This window comes from Winogradskyella marincola (assembly GCF_029624125.1).
Lineage (GTDB): Bacteria > Bacteroidota > Bacteroidia > Flavobacteriales > Flavobacteriaceae > Winogradskyella > Winogradskyella marincola.
This window is the reverse complement of the sequence record NZ_JARSBN010000001.1, coordinates 24,300-46,475: the sequence shown is the minus strand read 5'-3', so window position 1 is coordinate 46,475 and position 22,176 is coordinate 24,300. Positions and strand designations below refer to the sequence as shown.

The 22,176-nt window shown below is 33.3% G+C and carries 22 protein-coding genes; 14 read left to right on the top strand and 8 right to left on the bottom strand.

The window, feature by feature from the left end:
• Positions 1-85: 85 nt before the first annotated feature.
• The 3 genes from P7122_RS00250 (at position 86) to P7122_RS00240 (ending at position 2,132) form a co-directional block, all read left to right on the top strand.
• The gene (locus tag P7122_RS00250) at positions 86-916 is read left to right on the top strand and encodes an alpha/beta hydrolase (RefSeq protein ID WP_278003778.1); all 831 of its coding nucleotides are present in this window, start codon (positions 86-88) and stop codon (positions 914-916) included.
• A gap of 463 nt (positions 917-1,379) precedes the next feature.
• On the top strand, positions 1,380-1,748 hold the full coding sequence (locus tag P7122_RS00245; protein WP_278003777.1) for a DUF1428 domain-containing protein: 369 nt from the start codon (positions 1,380-1,382) through the stop codon (positions 1,746-1,748).
• Positions 1,749-2,132, top strand: a complete 384-nt coding sequence (locus P7122_RS00240; protein ID WP_278003776.1) for a VOC family protein — start codon at positions 1,749-1,751, stop codon at positions 2,130-2,132.
• Positions 2,133-2,153: 21 nt separating this feature from the next.
• On the opposite strand, the gene P7122_RS00235 is transcribed toward P7122_RS00240, so the two are convergent.
• From P7122_RS00235 to P7122_RS00220, 4 genes are all read right to left on the bottom strand, one after another.
• Positions 2,154-2,579: a hypothetical protein gene (locus tag P7122_RS00235; RefSeq protein ID WP_278003775.1), complete on the bottom strand. Its 426-nt coding sequence runs from the start codon at positions 2,577-2,579 to the stop codon at positions 2,154-2,156.
• Between the two features lie 157 nt (positions 2,580-2,736).
• Positions 2,737-3,537, bottom strand: coding sequence for a 4-hydroxy-tetrahydrodipicolinate reductase (dapB, locus tag P7122_RS00230; protein ID WP_278003774.1), 801 nt, complete (start codon positions 3,535-3,537; stop codon positions 2,737-2,739).
• Complete coding sequence (locus P7122_RS00225) at positions 3,534-3,776, bottom strand: YgjV family protein (RefSeq protein ID WP_278003773.1); 243 nt, start codon at positions 3,774-3,776, stop codon at positions 3,534-3,536. The genes dapB and P7122_RS00225 overlap by 4 nt, the downstream gene beginning before the upstream one ends.
• Complete coding sequence (locus P7122_RS00220) at positions 3,773-4,252, bottom strand: MarR family transcriptional regulator (protein ID WP_278003772.1); 480 nt, start codon at positions 4,250-4,252, stop codon at positions 3,773-3,775. Before P7122_RS00220 ends, P7122_RS00225 begins: the two co-directional genes overlap by 4 nt.
• Positions 4,253-4,534: 282 nt before the next feature.
• Between P7122_RS00220 and P7122_RS00215 the strand changes: the two genes are divergently transcribed.
• On the top strand, positions 4,535-5,467 hold the full coding sequence (locus P7122_RS00215; protein ID WP_278003771.1) for a peptidylprolyl isomerase: 933 nt from the start codon (positions 4,535-4,537) through the stop codon (positions 5,465-5,467).
• Between the two features lie 91 nt (positions 5,468-5,558).
• Positions 5,559-6,698 carry a lycopene cyclase family protein gene (locus P7122_RS00210; protein WP_278003770.1) on the top strand — a complete coding sequence of 380 codons (1,140 nt, stop codon included), beginning with the start codon at positions 5,559-5,561 and terminating at the stop codon, positions 6,696-6,698.
• Between the two features lie 24 nt (positions 6,699-6,722).
• Here P7122_RS00210 and P7122_RS00205 read toward each other — a convergent pair whose 3' ends face one another.
• Together P7122_RS00205 and P7122_RS00200 are read right to left on the bottom strand one after the other, a co-directional pair.
• The gene (locus P7122_RS00205; protein ID WP_278003769.1) at positions 6,723-6,962 is read right to left on the bottom strand and encodes a hypothetical protein; all 240 of its coding nucleotides are present in this window, start codon (positions 6,960-6,962) and stop codon (positions 6,723-6,725) included.
• On the bottom strand, positions 6,955-7,410 hold the full coding sequence (locus P7122_RS00200) for an SRPBCC family protein (protein ID WP_278003768.1): 456 nt from the start codon (positions 7,408-7,410) through the stop codon (positions 6,955-6,957). Before P7122_RS00200 ends, P7122_RS00205 begins: the two co-directional genes overlap by 8 nt.
• 232 nt (positions 7,411-7,642) lie before the next feature.
• Here P7122_RS00200 and P7122_RS00195 point away from each other — a divergent pair, with 232 nt between their 5' ends.
• The 9 genes from P7122_RS00195 (at position 7,643) to P7122_RS00155 (ending at position 20,854) form a co-directional block, all read left to right on the top strand.
• Positions 7,643-9,589, top strand: coding sequence for a peptidylprolyl isomerase (locus P7122_RS00195; RefSeq protein WP_278003767.1), 1,947 nt, complete (start codon positions 7,643-7,645; stop codon positions 9,587-9,589).
• 6 nt (positions 9,590-9,595) lie between these two features.
• The gene (locus tag P7122_RS00190; protein WP_278003766.1) at positions 9,596-10,447 is read left to right on the top strand and encodes a peptidyl-prolyl cis-trans isomerase; all 852 of its coding nucleotides are present in this window, start codon (positions 9,596-9,598) and stop codon (positions 10,445-10,447) included.
• Positions 10,410-11,849: a peptidylprolyl isomerase gene (locus tag P7122_RS00185; RefSeq protein ID WP_278003765.1), complete on the top strand. Its 1,440-nt coding sequence runs from the start codon at positions 10,410-10,412 to the stop codon at positions 11,847-11,849. The genes P7122_RS00190 and P7122_RS00185 overlap by 38 nt, the downstream gene beginning before the upstream one ends.
• Before the next feature lie 3 nt (positions 11,850-11,852).
• The gene (locus P7122_RS00180; RefSeq protein WP_278003764.1) at positions 11,853-12,806 is read left to right on the top strand and encodes an AAA family ATPase; all 954 of its coding nucleotides are present in this window, start codon (positions 11,853-11,855) and stop codon (positions 12,804-12,806) included.
• Positions 12,807-12,856: 50 nt separating this feature from the next.
• Entirely contained in the window at positions 12,857-13,849 is a 993-nt protein-coding gene (locus tag P7122_RS00175) for an acyltransferase family protein (protein WP_278003763.1), read from the top strand.
• A gap of 384 nt (positions 13,850-14,233) precedes the next feature.
• Positions 14,234-17,014, top strand: a complete 2,781-nt coding sequence (locus P7122_RS00170) for a bifunctional aconitate hydratase 2/2-methylisocitrate dehydratase (RefSeq protein WP_278003762.1) — start codon at positions 14,234-14,236, stop codon at positions 17,012-17,014.
• Positions 17,015-17,209: 195 nt separating this feature from the next.
• A complete protein-coding gene (locus P7122_RS00165; RefSeq protein WP_278003761.1) occupies positions 17,210-19,477 on the top strand; it encodes an aconitate hydratase in 2,268 nt (755 codons plus the stop codon).
• Between the two features lie 130 nt (positions 19,478-19,607).
• Positions 19,608-20,279: a Crp/Fnr family transcriptional regulator gene (locus P7122_RS00160; RefSeq protein WP_278003760.1), complete on the top strand. Its 672-nt coding sequence runs from the start codon at positions 19,608-19,610 to the stop codon at positions 20,277-20,279.
• A gap of 11 nt (positions 20,280-20,290) precedes the next feature.
• Positions 20,291-20,854, top strand: a complete 564-nt coding sequence (locus P7122_RS00155; RefSeq protein ID WP_278003759.1) for a TlpA family protein disulfide reductase — start codon at positions 20,291-20,293, stop codon at positions 20,852-20,854.
• Here P7122_RS00155 and P7122_RS00150 read toward each other — a convergent pair whose 3' ends face one another.
• Together P7122_RS00150 and P7122_RS00145 are read right to left on the bottom strand one after the other, a co-directional pair.
• Complete coding sequence (locus P7122_RS00150) at positions 20,855-21,301, bottom strand: sterol desaturase family protein (protein ID WP_278003758.1); 447 nt, start codon at positions 21,299-21,301, stop codon at positions 20,855-20,857.
• Positions 21,302-21,318: 17 nt separating this feature from the next.
• Positions 21,319-22,158, bottom strand: coding sequence for a phytoene/squalene synthase family protein (locus P7122_RS00145; RefSeq protein ID WP_278003757.1), 840 nt, complete (start codon positions 22,156-22,158; stop codon positions 21,319-21,321).
• Positions 22,159-22,176: the final 18 nt, after the last annotated feature.

Below are 22,176 nucleotides of genomic sequence, written 5' to 3'. Positions count from 1 at the left end.
AATTTTAATCCATAGTAAAAAGTAATAAAATATAAAGGGCTATAATCTCACAACCAACAATTTAAAAACAATAATAAACATAGACATGAAGTACAGTATTTTAGGTTTAATATTTCAATTCATAACTATTGTAGCATTTGCGCAAGATTTACCAGAAAAAATTAGCGAATCAGATTTTACAATAGGAAAATCAATCAAAATAGAGTCAAAGATTTTAAACGAAACCAGAGATTTAAACATATACTTACCTATAGGCTATGCCGCAGATAGTTTAAAAACTTATCCTGTAATCTATTTGTTAGATGGCTCTAAAGACGAAGACTTTATCCACATCTCAGGGATTGTTCAGTTTGGTTCTTTCTCGTGGATTAATATGTTGCCAGAGTCTATAGTTGTAGGAATTGGTAATGTAGACCGAAAAAGAGATTTTACATATCCATCTCAAAATGAGTTAGATCAAAAAGAGTTTCCCACTTCAGGAAAATCACAAACTTTCATTGATTTTATAGAAAAAGAACTTCAGCCTTTTATAGACGCCACGTACAACACAACTACAACAAAAACAATCATTGGGCAGTCATTAGGTGGATTGCTAGCAACTGAGATTTTATTCAAAAATCCACAACTTTTCGATAATTATATCATTGTAAGTCCAAGCTTGTGGTGGGATGATGAAAAACTTCTAGATCTAGAACCTGTTCCGTACACTTCCCAAAAAGCCATTTATATAGCTGGAGGAAAAGAAGGAGAAGTTATGGAAAGAACCGCTAAAGAATTGTTTAATAAGCTCAAAAAGAGCAAAACACAAAACACAAAACTCTTTTACGATTTTTTAGAAGACAAAACACATGGAGATGCATTGCACAATGCTGTTTATAACGCATTTGAAAAAATACACCAGCCTATCAAACAATAATTTACACTATTGCTAACAGTAGTGTTCTATTAAAAGCAGTATCTCTAAAACAGTCACGGATAGTTATATAAGCCATTGTTTTTTTATGAGAATAGTATTTTTGACGTTATTATTAGTTAGCTTTTTATTTGGAAGCTCTCAATCTAAAATTCCGAAACCAAAATTGATTCGGTTAGTTTTAAAGCTAAGATTGAGTTCAAAGACGCGACTAAAGAAGGAGTTTATTTGAAAGGTTATATAGTAAATATCCCATACAAAGACTTGAAAAACTAGATAAAAAAATAATTGAGGTCAGTGGAATTGTAACAATTCAGAAAGGACTTGAAAATATTCCTGAGAAGTATGATAATAACGGAAACAAAATAAATAGTCAGGGAAGAAGTCAGGATACAAAGCATATCTTAAAGCCAAAATATAGAATTATTAAAGAATAAAACGGATCATCCAAATAAAACCAAAACCAATGAAAAACTACATCGACGGCTTTGTATTTCCAATACCACATATTCATATAGACCAATACCAAAAAGTAGCACAGCAAGTTGCAGAAATTTGGAAAGAACACGGAGCAATAGCCTACCAAGAATTTGTTGGCGACGATCTGCACTTAGACGGCACTAAATCCTTTACAGATGTCATCAATACCAAAGAAGACGAAGCCATTGTATTCGGTTGGGTAGTCTTTCCTTCAAAAGAAGTAAGAGATCTGGCAAACCAAAAAGTACCACAAGACTCAAGAATGGCAGCTTTGGTAGAACCGTTAATCAACCCTGAGAAATTAGTTTTCGATGCCAGCAGAATGGTTTATGGTGGTTTTAAATCCCTTGTTTAGATGCAAACATTCGCTTTTAACCATATCGCACTTTCAGTAAAAGATGTCAACCAATCCATTGCGTTCTATAAAGAAGTATTTCAGTTAAAAGAAATTAAAAATACAGCCTCAACCTCCAAAACCAGATGGCTTCAGCTTACACAGAGTATCCAACTGCATTTAATACCAAGACCCAACGCAGAAATAAAGACCAATAAAGCCGTTCATTTTGCATTAGCAACAACAGATTTCAACGCATTTGTAAACCATTTAGAAACCTTAAATATTAAGTATTCCGACTGGAAAGACTCACCAAACAAAGACTATATCAGAGACGATGGAATAAAACAAATCTACTTCCAGGATCCAAATGGGTATTGGATTGAAGTCAATAACGATGTCTAATAAAAACTATTGAAGATAAGGCTACTTCTCAGAGTTGTATTTAGTAAACAACAACTCCTTTTTCTTTACATGCAATACAATCTCAGATAAGGTAGCATTTTGCAAAGATTTAATATCCTTTTCTTCAATCTGAAAATCAATATTAGTCACAAAACGCCCTTTTACTTCAGTATGGTGAGATTCAAACTCAAGCGAGTCAGAGTTCAAGGTCAATTCAAAATTCTTTCCTTTAAAAGTTAAGCGAGCACCATTTTTACACTTTACCTTTAATGAACCAACAACTATAGTCTGAAAAAAGAAATAGCCACCCAACTCATTAAGGCCAGAAAAAAGCACATTGCTATCAGAAACACCATAAGCATCATGCTCTACAGAAGCAATGATTGCATCAATACTATCCGCAGACGTTTCTGTTTTATTAAATAATTTTGAAAGTGATAAACCCATAAATTTAAATTTAGGCAAAACTATACTTATTATATCAATTCCCAAATCTAAATTGGTTAAACAAAAACCATCGCTACTTTGAATGGATTTTTCGATTGAAATGAAAAACATTTGTATCGAGAAGCAACACTGTCTTATATGCCTATTTTAAGAATTTTTAAAAATCCATTACAGAGTCAAGCCCTCTTTTCAACCCTTTAAAAGTTCCAACTTTTTCAATAGCTAAAAGACCACCTTTTACATATGGCTCAGCACTCGCGCCAGAGTCGTGTCTTATAGATAGCTTCTCGTCTTTAAGACCAAAAATACTTTCAATAGAAATAACATGCCCAGGAAGTCTTATTGAATGGACTTGTACCTCGTTTAGGTTAGTTCCTCGACTAGATACTTCGCCAATTAAAGCATCTCCGGTTACAAACTTATTTGGTGTTTGTACTTTAGAAAGCCGATATGCCAACTCCCTTGCTGTTCCACTAGGCGCATCTATTTTGTCTTCGTGCGTATAATCTATGATTTCAAAATTAGGAATATACTTTGCTGCCATTTCCGAAAATTTCTGAAGCAATACAACCGTCAGAGCAAAATTACCAACTGCTAAAACAGAAGTGTTGTTTTCATTGGCAACGTTCTCAATTTCTAAGTAATCGTTTTCAGTTAAACCAGAAGTTCCAATGACAACTTTTTTACCTTTTTTTAGAGCAGATAGAATGTTCGTTTTAGCAATATTTGGTTTTGTGTATTCCACAAGAACATCAAAATCAGTGTTGTTAAGTGCTGTTTCAATAGTGTCGTAAATAGGAATGTTTACAGAACCCAAATCAAGAATTTCTGCCAAATTTTGTCCTTTATGGTTTCTAGATAGAGCTCCAACAAGTTCCATATTTTGGCTGTTAAAAACGCCTTTGCTTAATGACGATCCAGCCCAACCTGTTCCGCCTGCTATAAATACTTTTATCATAGTGTTCTTGCTTTGTTTTTTGTGTTAGTTTTCAGTTTTCTCAAATGATAAAGGTGTATAATGCAAAAAATAACACCTGCAATAATCAACGGACTAGATTGCAACAAGTAACCATATATGATGTATAAAAAACTAGAAATTAAGTGCCATAATCTAAAAGCACCCATGTCCTTTTTTGTAATAGCAAAAAAGCCTGTAGCAATTGCCAAATACCCTAAAGCTTCAGTAAACCATGTCATAACTCATCAAAGTTTTTTATAGTTCTGTTCATATAATTTTCTTCCGATACTAAGCTTTCAAATTCTGACAGTTCTTGCAAAAAATGAGGACTTTTTTTTATAAGATCCTTAGTGGTTTCTATACAAGCATCCCAGTGCTTGTGAAACAACGGAAGTCTGTCTTTGGCTTTACCACTTAGTTTCAAAAGTTGTTTTCTAGAATCGCTTTTGTCTGTTGTAGTATCTATATAGTCTCTTTTTTTCATTTTCTTTATGATTTTCACACAAGCAGGATGAGACATTCGTAATTCTTGAGATATTTCGGTAATAGTTAGGGACTCGTGCTCTTCCAATAGCAAAAAAATAAGATGCCAATTGGGTTCTATATCTAGGTCAGCATTTTTATAATAGTCTCTAGTGCTGTACAAAAGTTCATCACTCAAGCGCTTAATTCTACTATTCAATCCTGCAAAACCTATTTGTTGTAAATAGTCCATAATTTATAAATATTTGTAACTGGTTACGCAAATGTAGATAATAAAATCGTAACTGGTTACATTGTTTTGCGTTTTTTAGGATAATTTTAATAAAGAAGTGGTTGTTGTTATTTCAGCATTTTAAAAAAGAGAGTATAAGATACACAATATTGATACTTAGTTTAGGCATTATAAATAGTCTCTATAAGTTCATAGATTTCAAGAAGCAACACTTCAATACACAAGCTTCTCTCTTCCAACTTAACTTTGTATCTTTGCAGCCTGAAAACAAAAGAAAATACAATGCAAGACGGTTTATACGCAAAATTCAACACCTCTAAAGGTGAAATCTTAGTGAACTTAGAATTCCAAAAAACACCAGGTACAGTAGGTAACTTTGTGGCTTTAGCAGAAGGGAATCTAGAAAATTCAGCAAAACCTCAAGGTACTCCTTACTATGATGGTTTAAACTTTCATAGAGTTATACCAGATTTTATGATACAAGGTGGTTGTCCTCAAGGCACAGGAACAGGAAATCCTGGTTATAAATTTGATGACGAAATACATCCAGATTTAAAACACGATGCGCCAGGTAAACTATCTATGGCAAACGCAGGTCCTGGTACCAATGGTAGCCAGTTCTTCATTACACATGTAGAAACACCTTGGTTAGATGGTAAGCATACAGTTTTTGGTAATGTAGTAGAAGGACAAGATGTTGTTGATGCTGTAGCTCAAGGCGATAAAATTGAAAGCTTAGAGATTGTGAGAGTAGGTGATGCAGCAGAGCAATTTAATGCTATTGAAGCGTTTAGAACTTTTGAAGGTGCGCGCGAAAAACGTATTGCTGCAGAGCGTGAAGCGGCAAGAGCAGAGTTAGATAAATTAGCTGCAGGTTTTGAAGAAACGGCTTCAGGATTACGTTACAAGATCATTCAAAAAGGGAATGGTAAAAAAGCCGAAAAAGGTAACATGGTGTCTGTACATTACAAAGGGCAATTAGCAGATGGTACTGTTTTCGATTCTTCATATAAGAGAAATTCTCCTTTAGATTTTCAAGTTGGTGTTGGTCAGGTTATTCCTGGTTGGGACGAAGGTATCTGTTTACTTAATGTAGGAGACAAAGCTCGTTTAGTAATTCCTAGCGACTTAGGGTATGGTGCTGCAGGTGCAGGAGGTGTTATTCCACCAAACGCAACTTTAGTTTTTGATGTAGAATTAATGGATACAAAGTAAGACGTATTTTAAATTTAAATAATAAAAGTCTCACTAATTATAGTGGGACTTTTTTATGTTTATTAACTTAGTGTTTTCTATTTTTTATAAGATGACAAACTACGATTACATCATTTTAGGTGCAGGAGCTTCTGGTCTTATGTTGGCTTACCGTATGGCTTTAGACCCTTTTTTTGATGATAAATCGATTTTAATCATTGATAAAGAAAAGCAAAAAGGGAACGACAGAACTTGGTGTTTTTGGGAAAATGGTAAAGGCGAATGGGATCATATATTGACCAAAACCTGGTCTAAAATTTACTTTGGAAGTGATAATTTTAAAGACGATATAGACATATTACCATACCAATACAAAATGATACGAAGTGAAGATTTTTACACCACACTTCTTCAAAGTATTGAAAAGAAAAGCAACATTACCTTTCTTAATGATGAGGTTGTTAACTTCACAGAATTAAAAGATTTCGTTCAGATTATAACTAAGAACGGAAGTTATGTGGCTTCAAAGCTTTTTAATAGTATTCATAACCCAGAGTTGTACCAAACTCAGAAAAAACATCCTGTTTTACAACAACACTTTGTCGGTTGGTTTATAAAAACCAAAGAAGCTTTTTTTGATGATTCTACAGCAACATTTATGGATTTTACTGTGCCACAAAACGGAAATACACGTTTTATGTATGTGTTACCAATAGACAAACACACAGCACTTTTTGAATACACTTTATTTTCTAAAGAATTACTTCAATTTGAAGAATACGAAGAGGCTATAATACACTATCTAAATGAAAGAGGGATTAATGATTTTGAAATAAAAGAAAAAGAAAAAGGAGCTATACCAATGACGGCTTTTAAGTTCTCTCAACTAAATTCAAAACACATACTTAATATTGGTACAGCTGGCGGATGGACAAAAGCTAGTACAGGTTACACTTTTAGAAATACAGCGAAAAAGACTAAAGCATTAGTTAGCTTTTTAAAAACTGAAAATGATCTGAGCAAGTATCATAAAAAATCAAAATTCTGGTTTTATGATTTAATCTTTTTAGATGTGTTGGCCAATCATAATGAAGAAGGTGCAGCCTTGTTTGCATCCATGTTTAAAAAAGCAGATGTAAAAACTATCTTTAAGTTTCTTGATGAAGAATCTACATGGTTAGAAGATTTAAAGATTATCTTGTCTGTGCCACCAAAACGATTTATTCAAGCCTTTTTTAAACGCCTGTTTTAAATCTATAGAATTCTGCAATCTAATCTAAGAATCTAAATATACTTGTCCTCTATGTGGTTTTAGGGCATCTCTTAATGGTTTCATTTCAGATTCGTCAACAACCATATACGCTGTATTATGCATATCACCAAAGCTTTCAAGGTCTGCAATGGTAATATCTAATTTGTTTATAGCAATGTATTCTTTAAGATGAATTAAATGATGTTCTGCTGTTTTTTGGCTTGCAGGACCTCTAAAGTCCCATATCAATTTTATTTTACGCATTAGAAACTGAGATGCTTTTTTCGGCAAAGTTTTTAAAGTTAGTCATAAATTTTTTAGTCTGCTTTTTAAAGGCTTTAGGCATTAAAAACAGCATGGCATTCATCATAAATGTAGTTGGTTCAAATTCATTTACACAAATCCATTTTGTATGGCCTTCAGAAGTGCTTTCAAAATAATTTTGTTGAATATTTCTAACACCTTTGGTTGCGTATGTGGCATGAAACTCATTAGGAAAATCTTGTTTGGTAATAGTTTCAATAAGTTCCATTTTGCGTTTTCCGTGTTTGTATTTCAATTTCATTTTAGCACCAAACTCACCTGGTGTTCCAGAGATGTGTTCTGCGCTTATAAGGCCTTCTTGCCAGTGTTTCATATTTTCGGTAGAGTCCATTTTTCTGGTAACCTCAAGCAGAGGTTTCTCTATCACAATTTCAGTTGTATATTTCATTGAGAGTTTGCAATTAGATTAAAGATAGATAAAAGCATTATACTAAGTTTAATTTATCGACGTTTCAACCTATTTATAAGATGTAATTACTGTTTTAACACAGTTCTGCACTAACAAATTAAGATAATGCTATAACTTGCGAAATAAGTGATTTATGTTATTTTTGCTCAACCTCTAATCAGAGGTCTTTATTTGTATATATACCAAGTTTTAACGAAGAAAATTTATAAATATGAAACTTAGATTTAAATGCTTACTCTTAGTTTTAATTGCTCTAAACGTATCGTTTGCTCAAGAGAAAGACGAAGTGTTGTTAGAAGTAGATGGCGAACCTGTAATGACCTCAGAATTTTTAAGAGTTTATAACAAGAATTTAGATTTAGTTAAAGACGAAAGTCAGAAAGATGTTGATGGTTATTTAAAATTATTTACAGAGTATCAGTTAAAACTAAAAGAAGCAAAGCGTCTTAAGTTAGATGAAGATACAAAGTATCAACGAGAGTTTTTAAGATACAAAAAGCAGTTAACAAAGAATTATCTTTCAGAAAATAAAGTTACAGATGCCTTGGTGCAAGAGGCTTATGAGCGTAATAATTATGATGTAAATGCCGCTCATGTTTTGGTGCGTTTAGATGGCAATGCAAAGGATACATTAAAGGCCTATAATCAGGTTTTAAAGTTGAGAGAACGTGTCTTAGAAGAAGGGTTTGATGCTGTAAAATCCAGTGCACACAATGGGCAATCCGTTTTTCTTGAAGATTTGGGTTATTTCTCAGCCTTCAAAATGGTTTATGATTTTGAAACAGCTGCTTTTAACACACCAAAAGGTGAAATCTCTATGCCTTTTAGAACTCAGTTTGGTTACCATGTTGTTATGGTAAAAGATAAGCGCAAATCTAGAGGAACTATTACCGCAGCTCATATTATGATAGCGTTACAGCAAAATGACACACTTTTAAATCCTGAGGAGCGCATTAATGATATTTATAAAAAACTACAACAAGGAGAAAAGTTTGAGTCTTTAGCAAAGCAATTTTCAGACGATAAAAGTTCTGCCAGAAATGGTGGAAAGCTATCGGCTTTTAAAAGCGGTCAGTTAAGTTCTACAATTTTTGAAGACCAAGCTTTTGCATTACAAAATGATAATGACATAAGTAAGCCTTTTAAGTCTGAATACGGTTGGCATATCGTAAAACGTATAGCATATGAACCCATTAAATCTTTTGAAGAATTAAAACCAGAAATAGAATCTAAGGTAAAGCGAGATTCTAGATCTCAGCTTATTAATGAGGCTATGGTAGATGCATTAAAAGAGCGCTATCAAATATCTTACAACCCAGAAGCAAAAAAATACTTTACCTCACTTTTAAATGAAAATTATTTTGCGCGTTCATGGAGATTACCAGAAGATTTTGAAATAGATAAAACGGTATTTACAATAGGTGATCAATCATTTTCTTACGAAGCGTTTGGCCGTCATCTTATGTCTGCACAGCGTAATTATGTTAACAAAAAAGGTGATTTTTCTGTTGTAATAGACAAGGAGTTTGATAAGTTTTTTGAAACTTCAATTCTAAAATACAGAGAAGATAATCTAGAATTTGAGAACAAAGATTTTGCAGATATTTTAAAAGAATATAGAGATGGATTATTGTTGTTCGATTTAATGGAAAAAGAAATCTGGAACAAAGCCTCTAAAGACAGTGTAGGTTTAGAAGCATATTACCAAAAGCACAAAAGCAAGTACCAGTGGAGCGATCGAGTAGATGTGGTCATAGCAACTGCTGCAAATGAGGATTATGCCAAGAAAGCCTTAAAAATGATGAAGAAAGGAAAATCTGAGCAAGACATAAAGAAAGCTTTAGATAAAGATGGCAAAAAGAACATCATTTTTACAAAAGGAACTTATGATACAAACGATCCAAAGCTTCCTTCTAATCTTAAGATAGAGCAAGGTGTGTCAGAAATATATTCGCACAACGACGCGTTTCATGTTATAGATATTAAAGCTGTTTTACCAGCAGGAATTAAAACCTTAGAAGAAGCAAAAGGTAATGTAATTAATGATTACCAAAACGAGATTGAAGCAAACTGGATAGATAGTCTGTACAAACGCTTTAAGGTAGATGTTAACAAAAAGGCATTAAAAAAAGTAAAAGCAAAAATTAATAATCAATAAAATTTCTTGAAAAAGACGCTCTTTATATTAGTTGTATGTTTAGGATGTTTCAGCTGTGATTTTTTTAAAAAGACAGATGACAGAGAACCTATAGCAAGAGTTAATGAAGCATACCTTTATAAAGAAGATGTAGAAGGTTTGGTTCCAGAAGGCACAAGTAAAGAAGATAGTTTAGTAATTGTTAATGGGTACATTAATCGATGGGCTCGTCAATTACTACTTATGGATGGCGCCTTACTAAACCTTTCTGAAGACAAACAAGAAGAGTTTTCTAAACTGGTAAAACAATATAAAAACGATCTATATACCAAAGCTTATTTAGAAGCTCTAGTAAAAAAGAATATAGATACTATTGTTAATGCAGAAGAAGCAGAGGTGTTTTATGAAGCGAATAAAGAATCTTTTAAATTAAACGATGATTTATTACAATTACGATACATCAGTCTTCCGCTAAATCCTATAGATTTAGATACCATAAAAAATAGATTTAAACGATATGAACCTAAGGACAAACGCTTTTTAGATTCAATATCCATGCAGTTTAAATCTTATTCTTTAAATGATTCTATTTGGGTGAAATTCAGTCAGGTTGTAGATAAAGTGCCTGTGGTAACGCAAGAAAGTAAAGACCAACTGTTAAAAAAATCTAATTTCTTACAGCTCAAAGATTCAATAAACCTATATTTGATGCATGTTAATGACATACGCTTGCAGAACGATTATGCACCATTAGAGTATGTTAGTAAAACTATAAAACAAATTGTAATTAATAAGCGTAAACTAGAGCTTATTAAACAACTAGAAAAAGATATTTCAAAAGATGCAATTAAGAACAATAAATTTCAAATCTATAACTAAGGCTTTAAGCCTTTGTTGTTTTCTGTATGTTGGCACTATTGGTGCACAAGAAATTATTCCAGATGAAGTTGTAAAAGAGAAAGTAAAAGATTCTGTAGTTAATACAACCAGAGTAAAAGCTGATGGTGTTGCTGCTGTAGTTGGGGATTTTATTGTATTAGAGTCCGACTTAGATCGCGAGATAGCTCAGCTAGAAGCACAAGGAGCTGACTTAAGTGGTGTTTCTCGTTGTGAGCTTTTTGGAAGCCTTTTAGAGAAAAAATTATATGCTCACCAAGCCATTCAAGATAGTGTTTTGGTAAATGAGCTTTATATTAAATCTATGGTTGACCAGCAATTACAAGGTATTTTGGCGCAAACAGGAGGAGATATGCAAGGCATATTAGATTTTTACAAAAAAGATTCTGAACAAGCCTTAAGAGATGAGATGTACGAGATTAACAAAAATGGTTACCTCGCTCAAGAAATGCAGAAAAAGGTAATTGACAATGTAGAGGTAACACCAGAAGAGGTAAGAACGTTTTTTAATGAAATACCAAAAGACGAGAGACCTACATTTGGTACTGAGTTAAAAGTGGCACAGATAGTTGTAATACCTGAAGTTACTGAAGAAGCAAAGCAAGCAGTTATAGATAGGCTAAATGGGTTTAAAAAAGATATAGAAAACGGTTCTAAATTTGCTACTAAGGCACTTTTTTATTCTGAAGATTCAGGCTCTAAAAACAACGGAGGTTTATTACCAGCCATGAATAGAAAACAACCTAGAATGGTAAAAGAGTTTAGAGATGTAGCCTTCAATTTACAAGAAGGTGAAATTTCAGAACCTTTTGAAACAGATTTTGGTTTTCATATTATCTACCTAGAAAAAATTAGAGGGCAAGAATATATTGTAAGACACATTTTATTAAGACCAGAGATGTCGCCAGAGACAATTCAAAAAGCACAAGAAAAGATTGAAAAGGTTAGAGAATTGATCGTAAGTGGTAAAACAACTTTTGCAGAAGCAGCCAGAGAGTTTAGTGACGAGGAAGAAACTAAGTTTGAAGGAGGTCGTTTAACCAACCCAACCACTCAGGATTTTAATTTTGAGTTGACTAAAATGGATACAGAAATGTACACCCAAATACAAGGTCTTAAAGATGGAGAGGTTAGTCAGGTTATTCAAGATGAAGATCGTATTAACAACATTAAGTTCAAAATAATGACTGTTACAGATCGTATTGACGATCATGAAGCAGATTATGCAAGAGACTATTTAAAGATTAAAGAATTAGCACTACAAGACAAACAAGTTAGAGCTATAGAAAAATGGCAAAAGCAGGTAATTGCGGAGACTTATGTAAAAATAAATGGCGAGTACAGAGATTGTGAGTATCAGAATAACTGGTTAAAAAACGAATAGTCTATGTCTGATGTTGCTGTAATTGAAAACTTTGTAAAAAAATATAAAACACTAAAGCAAGAAGTTGCTAAAGTCATTATTGGTCAAGAGGATGTTGTAGATCAGATCCTAATTTCCATTTTTTCTGGAGGTCATTCACTTTTAATAGGTGTGCCTGGTTTAGCAAAAACCTTAATGGTTAATACAATTGCACAGGCTCTTGGTTTAGATTTTAAACGTATTCAGTTTACGCCAGACTTAATGCCAAGTGATATTTTAGGCAGTGAAATTTTAGATGAAAATCGTAATTTCAAATTTATTAAAGGCCCAATATTTGCTAATATCATTCTGGCAGATGAAATAAACAGAACTCCACCAAAAACTCAGGCAGCACTTTTGGAAGCGATGCAAGAGCGCGCAGTAACAGTTGCTGGTCATCAATATAAATTAAGCTTACCTTATTTTGTATTGGCAACACAAAACCCAATAGAGCAAGAAGGTACTTATCCTTTGCCAGAAGCACAGTTAGACCGTTTTATGTTTGCTATTAACTTAAAGTACCCTTCGTTTAATGAAGAGGTAGAAGTTGTAAAAGCAACAACTACAGATGTTAAAGCTTCAGTTAATGCATTGTTCTCAGCACAAGAAATTATCGATTTTCAGAATGTAATACGTCGTATTCCTGTGGCAGATAATGTTATAGAATATGCAGTGTCTTTGGTTGCTAAAACAAGGCCAAATGAAGACTCAGCAGCAAATATTGTAAAAGAGTTTGTAGATTGGGGAGCTGGACCTAGAGCTTCACAAAATCTAATATTGGCAGCTAAGACGCATGCTGCTACTAAGGGAAAGTTTTCTCCAGATATAGAAGACATACAAGCTGTAGCTACTGGTATTTTAAGACACAGAATTATAAAAAACTACAAGGCTGAAGCAGAAGGTGTTTCTGATGAAAAAATTATAAAAAGTCTTTTCTAAGTTCAATAGAATTTAATTATTCAGTAATTTGCTTCTTTTAATAAGAACAGGTGACTTTAATTCGTTCCAAAAGAGTTTATGGTATAGATGTTATTAGGTCTATAGCCATTAGCTTGGTTGTAATTTCACATTGCACTTACCTGCTTTATGCAGATCATAATACTTTCATTTTATCTTTTATAAGAACACTTGGAGCTGTTGGTGTAGATTTATTCTTTGTACTCAGTGGTTATTTAATAGGAGGATTACTTATCAAAAATATTGAGGAAGGTAAAACCTCATTTTCTGATTTAGTAACCTTCTGGAAAAGACGCTGGCTTAGGACATTGCCTAATTATTTTTTGGTATTAGCTCTTAACATCGTTTTGCTACTGATTCTTGGTGATGCTCTACCCAAAAACTTATGGCTTTACATTCCGTTTTTACAAAACTTTATAAATCCGCACCCTAATTTTTTTACAGAGGCTTGGAGTTTATCCATTGAAGAGTATGCTTATTTAATACTACCTTTTTTACTATATCTGTCTTTTTTTATGTTTAAAAAGCAGCATAAGCAATTGTTTTTAAAGTTGACACTGGTTTTGATAGTTGCGCTTTTTGCTTTTAAAATAAGTTATTATTTTAATGCTAATGTTACTAGTTATAAAGAGTGGAGTTCAGGGTTTAGAAAAGTAGTTTTATACCGAATAGATGCTATCTACTTCGGTTTTCTTCTAGTGTATTTTATTAAAAAATATGAAACATTCTTTATGCAAAAGAAAAAGTTGTTTAGTGCCATAGCATTATTTGTTTTTGGTGCAACTCACCTTCTGATTTATTACTTTGGTTTGTATCCTCAAACACATTTGTGGTTTTATGTTTTCTTGTATATACCTTTAGTGTTGCTAAGTTGTGCAATGCTCTTTCCTTATTTTATCAATTTAAAACAGAATAGGATTTTAGAAAATGTGTTTTACTTTATAAGCACTAGATCTTATGCGATCTATTTGGTGAACTATTCTTTGATTTTATTAAGTATTCAGAGGTATTATAAAGAAGATTAGATATCTTTTTTGGGTAAGGTTCTGTATTTAGTTTTATTCTTGTCATTGACTTTAATTATGGCTCAAATAATCTATCTGTTTTTTGAGCGACCGATACTATCTCTTAGAGAAAAATATGTTGGTAAATAAATATTGTACAATAACAGCTTATAATAAAGATTCATTCTAAATAAGGGTATTTGTTAAATTTTTATTTAACTAATAATTTAAAAGCTAATTTTTTGTATTAAACGTTGTTTTGTGTGTGTTTCGTGGTTTATTTTCAAAGAAAAAGCAATTTTCTTACATATTTTTAAATGCTTTACGAATTTCATATTTTTGCAAGGATTTCATTCAAAGCCACAGAAGATAAAGGATGAAACAGTATTAAAATAAATTAATTTTATGCAGACATACAACGATTATATTAAGGAGATTGAAGCTCGTAAACTTCAAGGATTACATCCAAAGCCAATTGATGGTGCGGAATTATTAAGTGAAATTATAGCACAAATAAAAGACGTAAATAACGAGTTTAGAGAAGATTCCTTAAACTTCTTCATATACAATGTTTTACCAGGTACTACAAGTGCTGCACGTGTAAAAGCAGACTTTTTAAAAGAAATTATTTTAGGTGAAACTAATGTAGAAGAAATTACTTCAGAATTTGCTTTCGAGCAATTATCTCACATGAAAGGTGGACCATCTGTAGAAGTACTTTTGGATTTAGCTTTAGGTGAAGATAAAGCAATTGCTGAAGCTGCAGCTAAAGTATTAAAAACACAAGTATTTTTATACGAAGCAGATACCGAACGTTTAGAACAAGCAATGAAAGCTGGTAGCGCGATTGCAAAAGAGATAATCGAGAGCTATGCACAAGCAGAATTTTTTACAAAACTTCCAGAAGTTCAAGAAGAAATTCAAGTAGTTACTTATGTTGCTGGTGTTGGTGATATTTCAACAGATTTATTATCACCAGGAGCTGATGCACACTCAAGATCAGATCGTGAGTTACATGGTCAATCTATCTTTGAGCATAACAAAGATATGCAACAAGAAGTGTTAGCTTTAAAAGAGCAACATCCAGATAAGCGTATTATGCTTATTGCAGAAAAGGGAACAATGGGTGTAGGATCGTCTCGTATGTCTGGTGTAAATAACGTGGCATTATGGACAGGAATTCCTTCGTCACCTTATGTGCCATTTATCAATATTGCACCTGTAATTGCAGGAACAAATGGTATTGCACCAATCTTCTTAACTACTGTTGGTGTAACAGGAGGAATTGGAATTGACCTTAAAAACTGGGTAAAACAAAAAGACGAAAACGGTAACACAGTTGTCGATGCAGATGGCGAGCCAATTTTAAAAGAGGTATATTCTGTAAAAACTGGTACGGTTTTAACAATTAATACAAAAGAGAAAAAATTATATAACGGAGACCAAGAGCTTAAAGATATTTCTACAGCATTAACACCACAAAAAATGGAGTTTATCAAAGCTGGTGGATCTTACGCTGTGGTTTTTGGTAAAAAATTACAAACTTTTGCTTGTAAAGCTTTAGGTATCGAAATTCCTCAAGTGTATGCAGCATCTAAAGAAATTACTTTAGAAAACCAAGGGTTAACAGCAGTAGAAAAAATCTTTAATAAAAACGCTGTTGGTACAACACCAGGAAAAACATTACACGCTGGATCTAACGTTCGTGTAGAAGTAAACATTGTAGGTTCTCAAGATACTACAGGTTTAATGACGTCTCAAGAATTAGAAATGATGGCAGCTACGGTAATTTCACCAATTGTAGATGCTGGTTACCAATCTGGTTGTCATACAGCTTCAGTTTGGGATGATAAATCAAAAGCTAACATTCCGCGTTTAATGAAGTTTATGAACGATTTCGGTTTAATTACTGGTCGTGATCCTAAAGGTCATTATCACGCAATGACAGATGTAATTCATAAAGTATTAAACGATATTACGGTAGACGATTGGGATATCATTATTGGTGGAGATTCGCATACGCGTATGTCTAAAGGTGTTGCTTTTGGTGCCGATTCTGGTACTGTTGCATTAGCTTTAGCAACTGGTGAAGCAACAATGCCAATTCCTGAGTCTGTAAAAGTAACGTTTAAAGGTAGCATGAGAAGCTTCATGGATTTCCGTGATGTGGTACATGCAACGCAACAGCAAATGTTAAAGCAATTTGATGGCGAAAACGTATTCCAAGGTCGTGTAATCGAAGTACACATTGGTACTTTAACATCAGATCAAGCGTTTACATTTACAGATTGGACTGCAGAGATGAAAGCGAAAGCGTCTATCTGTATTTCTGAAGAAGAAACATTAATCGAATCTTTAGAAATTGCTAGAGATCGTATCCAAATCATGATTAAAAAAGGTATGGATAACGAAAAGCAAATGTTACAAGGTTTAGTAGATAAAGCAAACAGCAGAATAGAAGAGCTTAAATCTGGTACTAAACCAGCATTAAAGCCAGATGCAGATGCTAAATATTATGCAGAAGTGGTTATCGATTTAGATGAAATCGCAGAACCAATGATCGCAGATCCAGATGTAAATAACGAAGATCCTTCAAGACGTTATACTCACGATACTATTCGTCCATTATCTTACTATGGCGGAACTAAAAAAGTAGATTTAGGTTTCGTTGGATCTTGTATGGTACATAAAGGTGATATGAAAATTTTAGCGCAAATGCTAAAAAACATCGAAGCTCAACACGGTAAAGTAGAATTTAAAGCGCCATTAGTTGTAGCGCCACCAACATACAATATTGTTGATGAATTAAAAGCTGAAGGTGATTGGGAAGTATTACAAAAGTACTCAGGATTCGAGTTTAACGATGATGCACCAAAAGCAGCTGCACGTACTAAATACGAAAACATGTTGTATTTAGAGCGTCCTGGTTGTAACCTTTGTATGGGTAACCAAGAAAAAGCTGAGCCTGGAGATACTGTAATGGCAACATCTACACGTTTATTCCAAGGTCGTGTTGTAAAAGATGCCGATGGTAAAAAAGGAGAATCATTATTATCATCAACACCAGTTGTGGTATTATCAACTATTCTTGGTCGTACACCAACTATGGCAGAATACGAAGCTGCTGTAGATGGAATTGTGTTAACTAAATTCAAGCCATCTCAAAAACAATTAGTAATGGCATAACAGTCAAAATAATTTATATTCAAAAGCCCGAATTTTTAAATTCGGGCTTTTTTATTAACCTTTTATTATGATAGTTTTAATTGTGATTTGTTAAATTATATCCAATCTAAATTAAATCGATATTTCTAGGTATTACTTTAAATCTGTCGGTTTTTTAATAAATTTAAGAACAAAATAACCAAAAAAACAAATTACATGGCTTTTGACATTGAAATGATAAAAGAGGTTTATGCCAATATGACTGAACGCGTAGATGCAGCAAGGAAAATTGTTGGAAAACCATTAACACTTTCTGAAAAGATATTATACGCTCATCTTTGGGATGGCAAACCAACTAAACCATTTACCAGAGGTAAAGATTATGTGGATTTTGCACCAGATAGAGTAGCGTGTCAAGATGCAACAGCACAGATGGCATTATTGCAATTCATGCAAGCAGGTAAGCCAAAAGTTGCTGTACCTACAACAGTGCATTGCGATCATTTAATTCAAGCAAAAGATGGTGCTGCAACCGATTTAAAACACGCCAACGATACGAGTAGTGAGGTATTTAATTTTCTAGAATCTGTATCTAATAAATACGGAATAGGATTTTGGAAACCAGGTGCAGGTATTATTCATCAGGTAGTGTTAGAAAATTATGCGTTTCCTGGTGGAATGATGATTGGTACTGATTCGCATACGGTTAATGCAGGTGGATTAGGAATGGTAGCTATTGGTGTAGGTGGAGCAGATGCTGTAGATGTTATGGCTGGTATGGCTTGGGAGCTTAAGTTTCCTAAATTAATAGGTGTAAGATTAACAGGAAAACTATCTGGATGGACAGCACCTAAAGATGTAATCTTAAAAGTTGCAGAAATACTAACTGTAAAAGGAGGTACAGGTGCCATTGTTGAATATTTTGGTCCTGGTGCTACATCTATGTCATGTACAGGAAAGGGTACTATATGTAACATGGGAGCAGAAATTGGTGCTACAACATCGACTTTTGGCTATGATGATTCTATGGAACGTTACTTACGTGCTACAGATAGAACTGATGTTGCTGAAGAAGCAAATAAAATAAGAGAATATTTAACTGCAGATGAAGAAGTATATGCAAATCCAGAGCAGTATTTTGATCAAGTAATTGATATAAATCTTTCTGAGTTAAGTCCATTGCTAAATGGACCATTTACACCAGATCTATCAACACCAGCAGGTAAAGAGATGACAGAAAAGGCATCTGCAAACGATTGGCCTATAGAAGTAGAATGGGGTTTGATAGGGTCTTGTACAAATTCCTCTTACGAGGACTTATCAAGAGCATCTTCAATTGCTCAGCAAGCTTTAGATAAAGGATTAAAAACCAAAGCAGAATTTGGTATTAATCCAGGTTCAGAGCAAGTGCGCTATACTACAGAAAGAGATGGTATTTTAGAGATTTTTGAAAAGTTAGATGCTACAATTTTTACAAATGCTTGTGGACCATGTATTGGTCAATGGGCAAGATATAGCGACCCTAAAAATGCACCAAAGAATAGTATAATACATTCATTTAACCGAAACTTTGCTAAACGTGCAGACGGTAATCCTAATACACATGCTTTTGTTGCATCACCAGAAATGGTTGCAGCAGTTGCTATTGCTGGTCGTTTAGATTTTAATCCTATGACAGATACTCTTATCAATGAAAACGGTGAAGAGGTTATGTTAGATGAACCTACAGGATGGGAATTACCACCAAAAGGTTTTGAGGTAAAAGAAAACGGTTATTTAGAACCAAGAGAAGATGGTAGTGGAGTAGAAGTGACTGTAAAACCAGATTCAGAAAGATTACAATTGCTAACACCTTTTGAGCCTATTGGAGATTCTGTTACAGGTGCTAAACTATTGATTAAGGCTTTCGGAAAATGTACAACAGACCATATTTCGATGGCTGGTCCTTGGTTACGTTTTAGAGGACATCTAGACAATATAGCTAACAATACTTTAATTGGTGCTGTTAATGCTTTTAATAAGAAAACAAACTTTGTAAAAAACCAACTAACAGGTGATTATGGAGGTGTGCCAGATACGCAAAGAGATTATAAGAAAAATGGTATTTGGTCTGTGGTAGTTGGAGATCATAATTATGGTGAAGGTTCCTCTAGAGAGCATGCAGCTATGCAGCCAAGACATTTAGGGGTTGCAGCGGTAATTGTAAAATCTTTTGCGCGTATCCATGAGACAAATCTTAAAAAGCAAGGTATGTTAGGGCTTACGTTTGCTAACGAAGCCGATTACGATTTAATTCAAGAAGATGATACATTTAACTTCTTAGATTTAAATGAGTTTGCACCAGATAAACAATTGCATGTTGAAGTTGTGCATTCAGATGGTTCTAAAGATGTTATAGCTTTAAACCATACTTATAATGAAGCACAAATAGAATGGTATAAAGAAGGCTCAGCACTTAATTTAATTAAGAAACAAAATGCTTAATTAGCTTTCTCTTTTGCATATAGATAAAGAAGCTCTCAGTTAATGACTGAGAGTTTTTTTGTTTTTGGATTGAAAGGAATTGACAGGTTTAACGACTTTAGTTTTAACTCAATTAAATCTTTCTTTAGTCATGAATTCTATTTGGATCCTTGAAGATGTGAATTTATTCAATTTGTTATGTCCTCATAAGTTTAAGCAATATAAAGCCTGTCATACATTTGATGCCTATAAAAAAAGTGATTATATATATTTTGAAGAAGATGCTGCTAACAAAGTGTATTTAATAGAAAAAGGTAAGGTTAAGATTGGGTATTATAATGAAGACGGCACCGAAGTCGTTAAAGCAATTTTAAGAAAAGGTGAGTTGTTTGGTGAAAAAGCAATTTTAGGTGAAGAAAAACGTGATGAGTTTGCTCAATCTCTGGACAACCAAACATCAATTTGTCCTGTTGGAGTAGATACCATGCACGATTTAATGCGAGATAACAAAACCTTCAGTTTAAGAATTTATAAGTTCATTGGTTTTAAATTTAAGAAATTAGAACGAAGACTTCAATTGTTGCTCTTTAAAGATTCTAAAACTCGATTAATGGAATTTTTGCAAGAACTCTGTTCAGATTATGGTTACGATTGTGATAAGACTGGAGATCACATAATTAATCATCCATATACACAAAAGGATATAGCATCTTTAATAGGTATTTCTCGTCCCACGTTAAATATTTTAATGAATGAGCTAAAAGAAGCAGATGTTATTGATTTTAACCGTCGACAAATTAGAATTTTTAGTACTTCGGCGTAATTTTGTTACTGATGAAAAGTAAATTTAAGAAGAGTAATATTGTGTTTGTAGTTGTAATCTTGTTGTTCATTATTCCGCAGACGAGACAATTTATTCAAATATGGCTTCATAAGGGAATCGCCTTGGTTAATCCTGTAAATGAGGTTTCGCTAGATAAAAGAGTTGGCTTAGAAAGCTATGATTGGCAATTGTTAAAGGAAGATAAAGCAGCTTATAACTTAAAACAAGCTAAAGGAAAAGTAGTGTTGATAAATTTCTGGGCTACTTGGTGTCCACCTTGTATTGCAGAAATGCCAAGTCTTCAAGACTTGTATAATGATTATGGTGATACGGTGGAATTTTTATTTATCACAACCGATAATTTTGAGGTAGTAAAAGCTTTCAAAGCAAAAAACAACTACACATTTCCTGTATTTATAAGAAGGTCTGATTATCCAAAAGAATTAATCACTAAGTCCATACCTCGCACTCTAATTGTTAATAAACAAGGAGACATCGTTATAGATAAGTCTGGTGCTGTAGATTGGAACAGTGATAATGTTCGCGCACAATTAGATCAATTGCTTGCTGAATAATTATTTAAAATACTTAAAAGGTACAATGAGCATTCCGAAATTTTCTCCATGCTCTTTGCCCAAGTGTTTATGGTGGATTTTATGAGCGCGTCTTACACCTCTTGCATATTTGTTATCAATATTTCTTAGCCATTTAAAACGTTGATGGATAAAGATGTCGTGCACTACAAAATAAGCAATACCATAAAATAAGATACCTAGACCAATAGGTAGTGTGTACCAAACGTCTTCATAACTCCAAAGGTAAAAGCAGGTCATACTTACAATGGCATAAAAAATAAAGAAAGCATCGTTACGCTCAAACCAGCTGTCGTGGTCTTTTTGGTGGTGATCTTTATGTAAACTCCATAAAAACCCATGCATAATGTACTTGTGAGTAAACCAAGCGTTAAATTCCATGATAAAAAACGTTCCTAAAAAGATTAATATCCAATAAAAAGTTTGCATAATACTTGGGTTGTGAGTTACAATAAATTTAAATGAAATTTTACATAGCTTCGAGTGAGTAGCTCAATTTTTTTATAATTAGGTACTCTAATTCTGGCCGATTTTATTTCTAAAGCTGGTGTTTGTTTTAGTTTTTGCAGCAACTTGTTATAATAACGATAAGCCATAAATACACCAAATCGAGCTTCGAGAGGTAAACGCTTTATGCCTTGTAATCCTTTTGCAAAATCAGCTTCAATGTCATCTATAATTGCTTTTTTTGAAGCTTCATCTAATTGATTTAAATCAGTATTTGGGAAATAAGTGCGACTTAAATCTTCAAAATCAGCTTTTAAGTCTCTTAAGAAATTTACTTTCTGAAAAGCAGAACCTAAGCTCATGGCAGAGTCCTTAAGATTTTCGTACTTTTCGTTATCACCTTTTACAAAAACTTTAAGGCACATTAATCCAACAACATCAGCAGAGCCATAAATGTAGTTTTTGTATTCTTCTTCGGTGAGGTAGTCTTTTTTGTGCAAGTCTAGTCGCATACTGTTCATAAAAGCTTCAACAAGATGTTTGTCTATATTGTATTTATGATAGGTTTCCTGAAAGGAATTAAGGATAGGATTCAGGCTTATTTTGTCTGTTAATGCAGCATCTAAATCTGATTCAAAATTATTGAATAGCTTTTCTTTATTGTAATCGTGAAACGTGTCTACAATCTCATCTGCAAAACGAACAAAGCCATAAATGTTATAAATATCTTGTCTAATACTATCTGATAGCATTTTTGTTGCTATAGAAAAAGATGTACTGTAAGCATTGGTTACTAACTTGCTACATTCTTTGGAAACATTGTCAAAAATTGATTTCATAATACGGTCTTTTTTCTA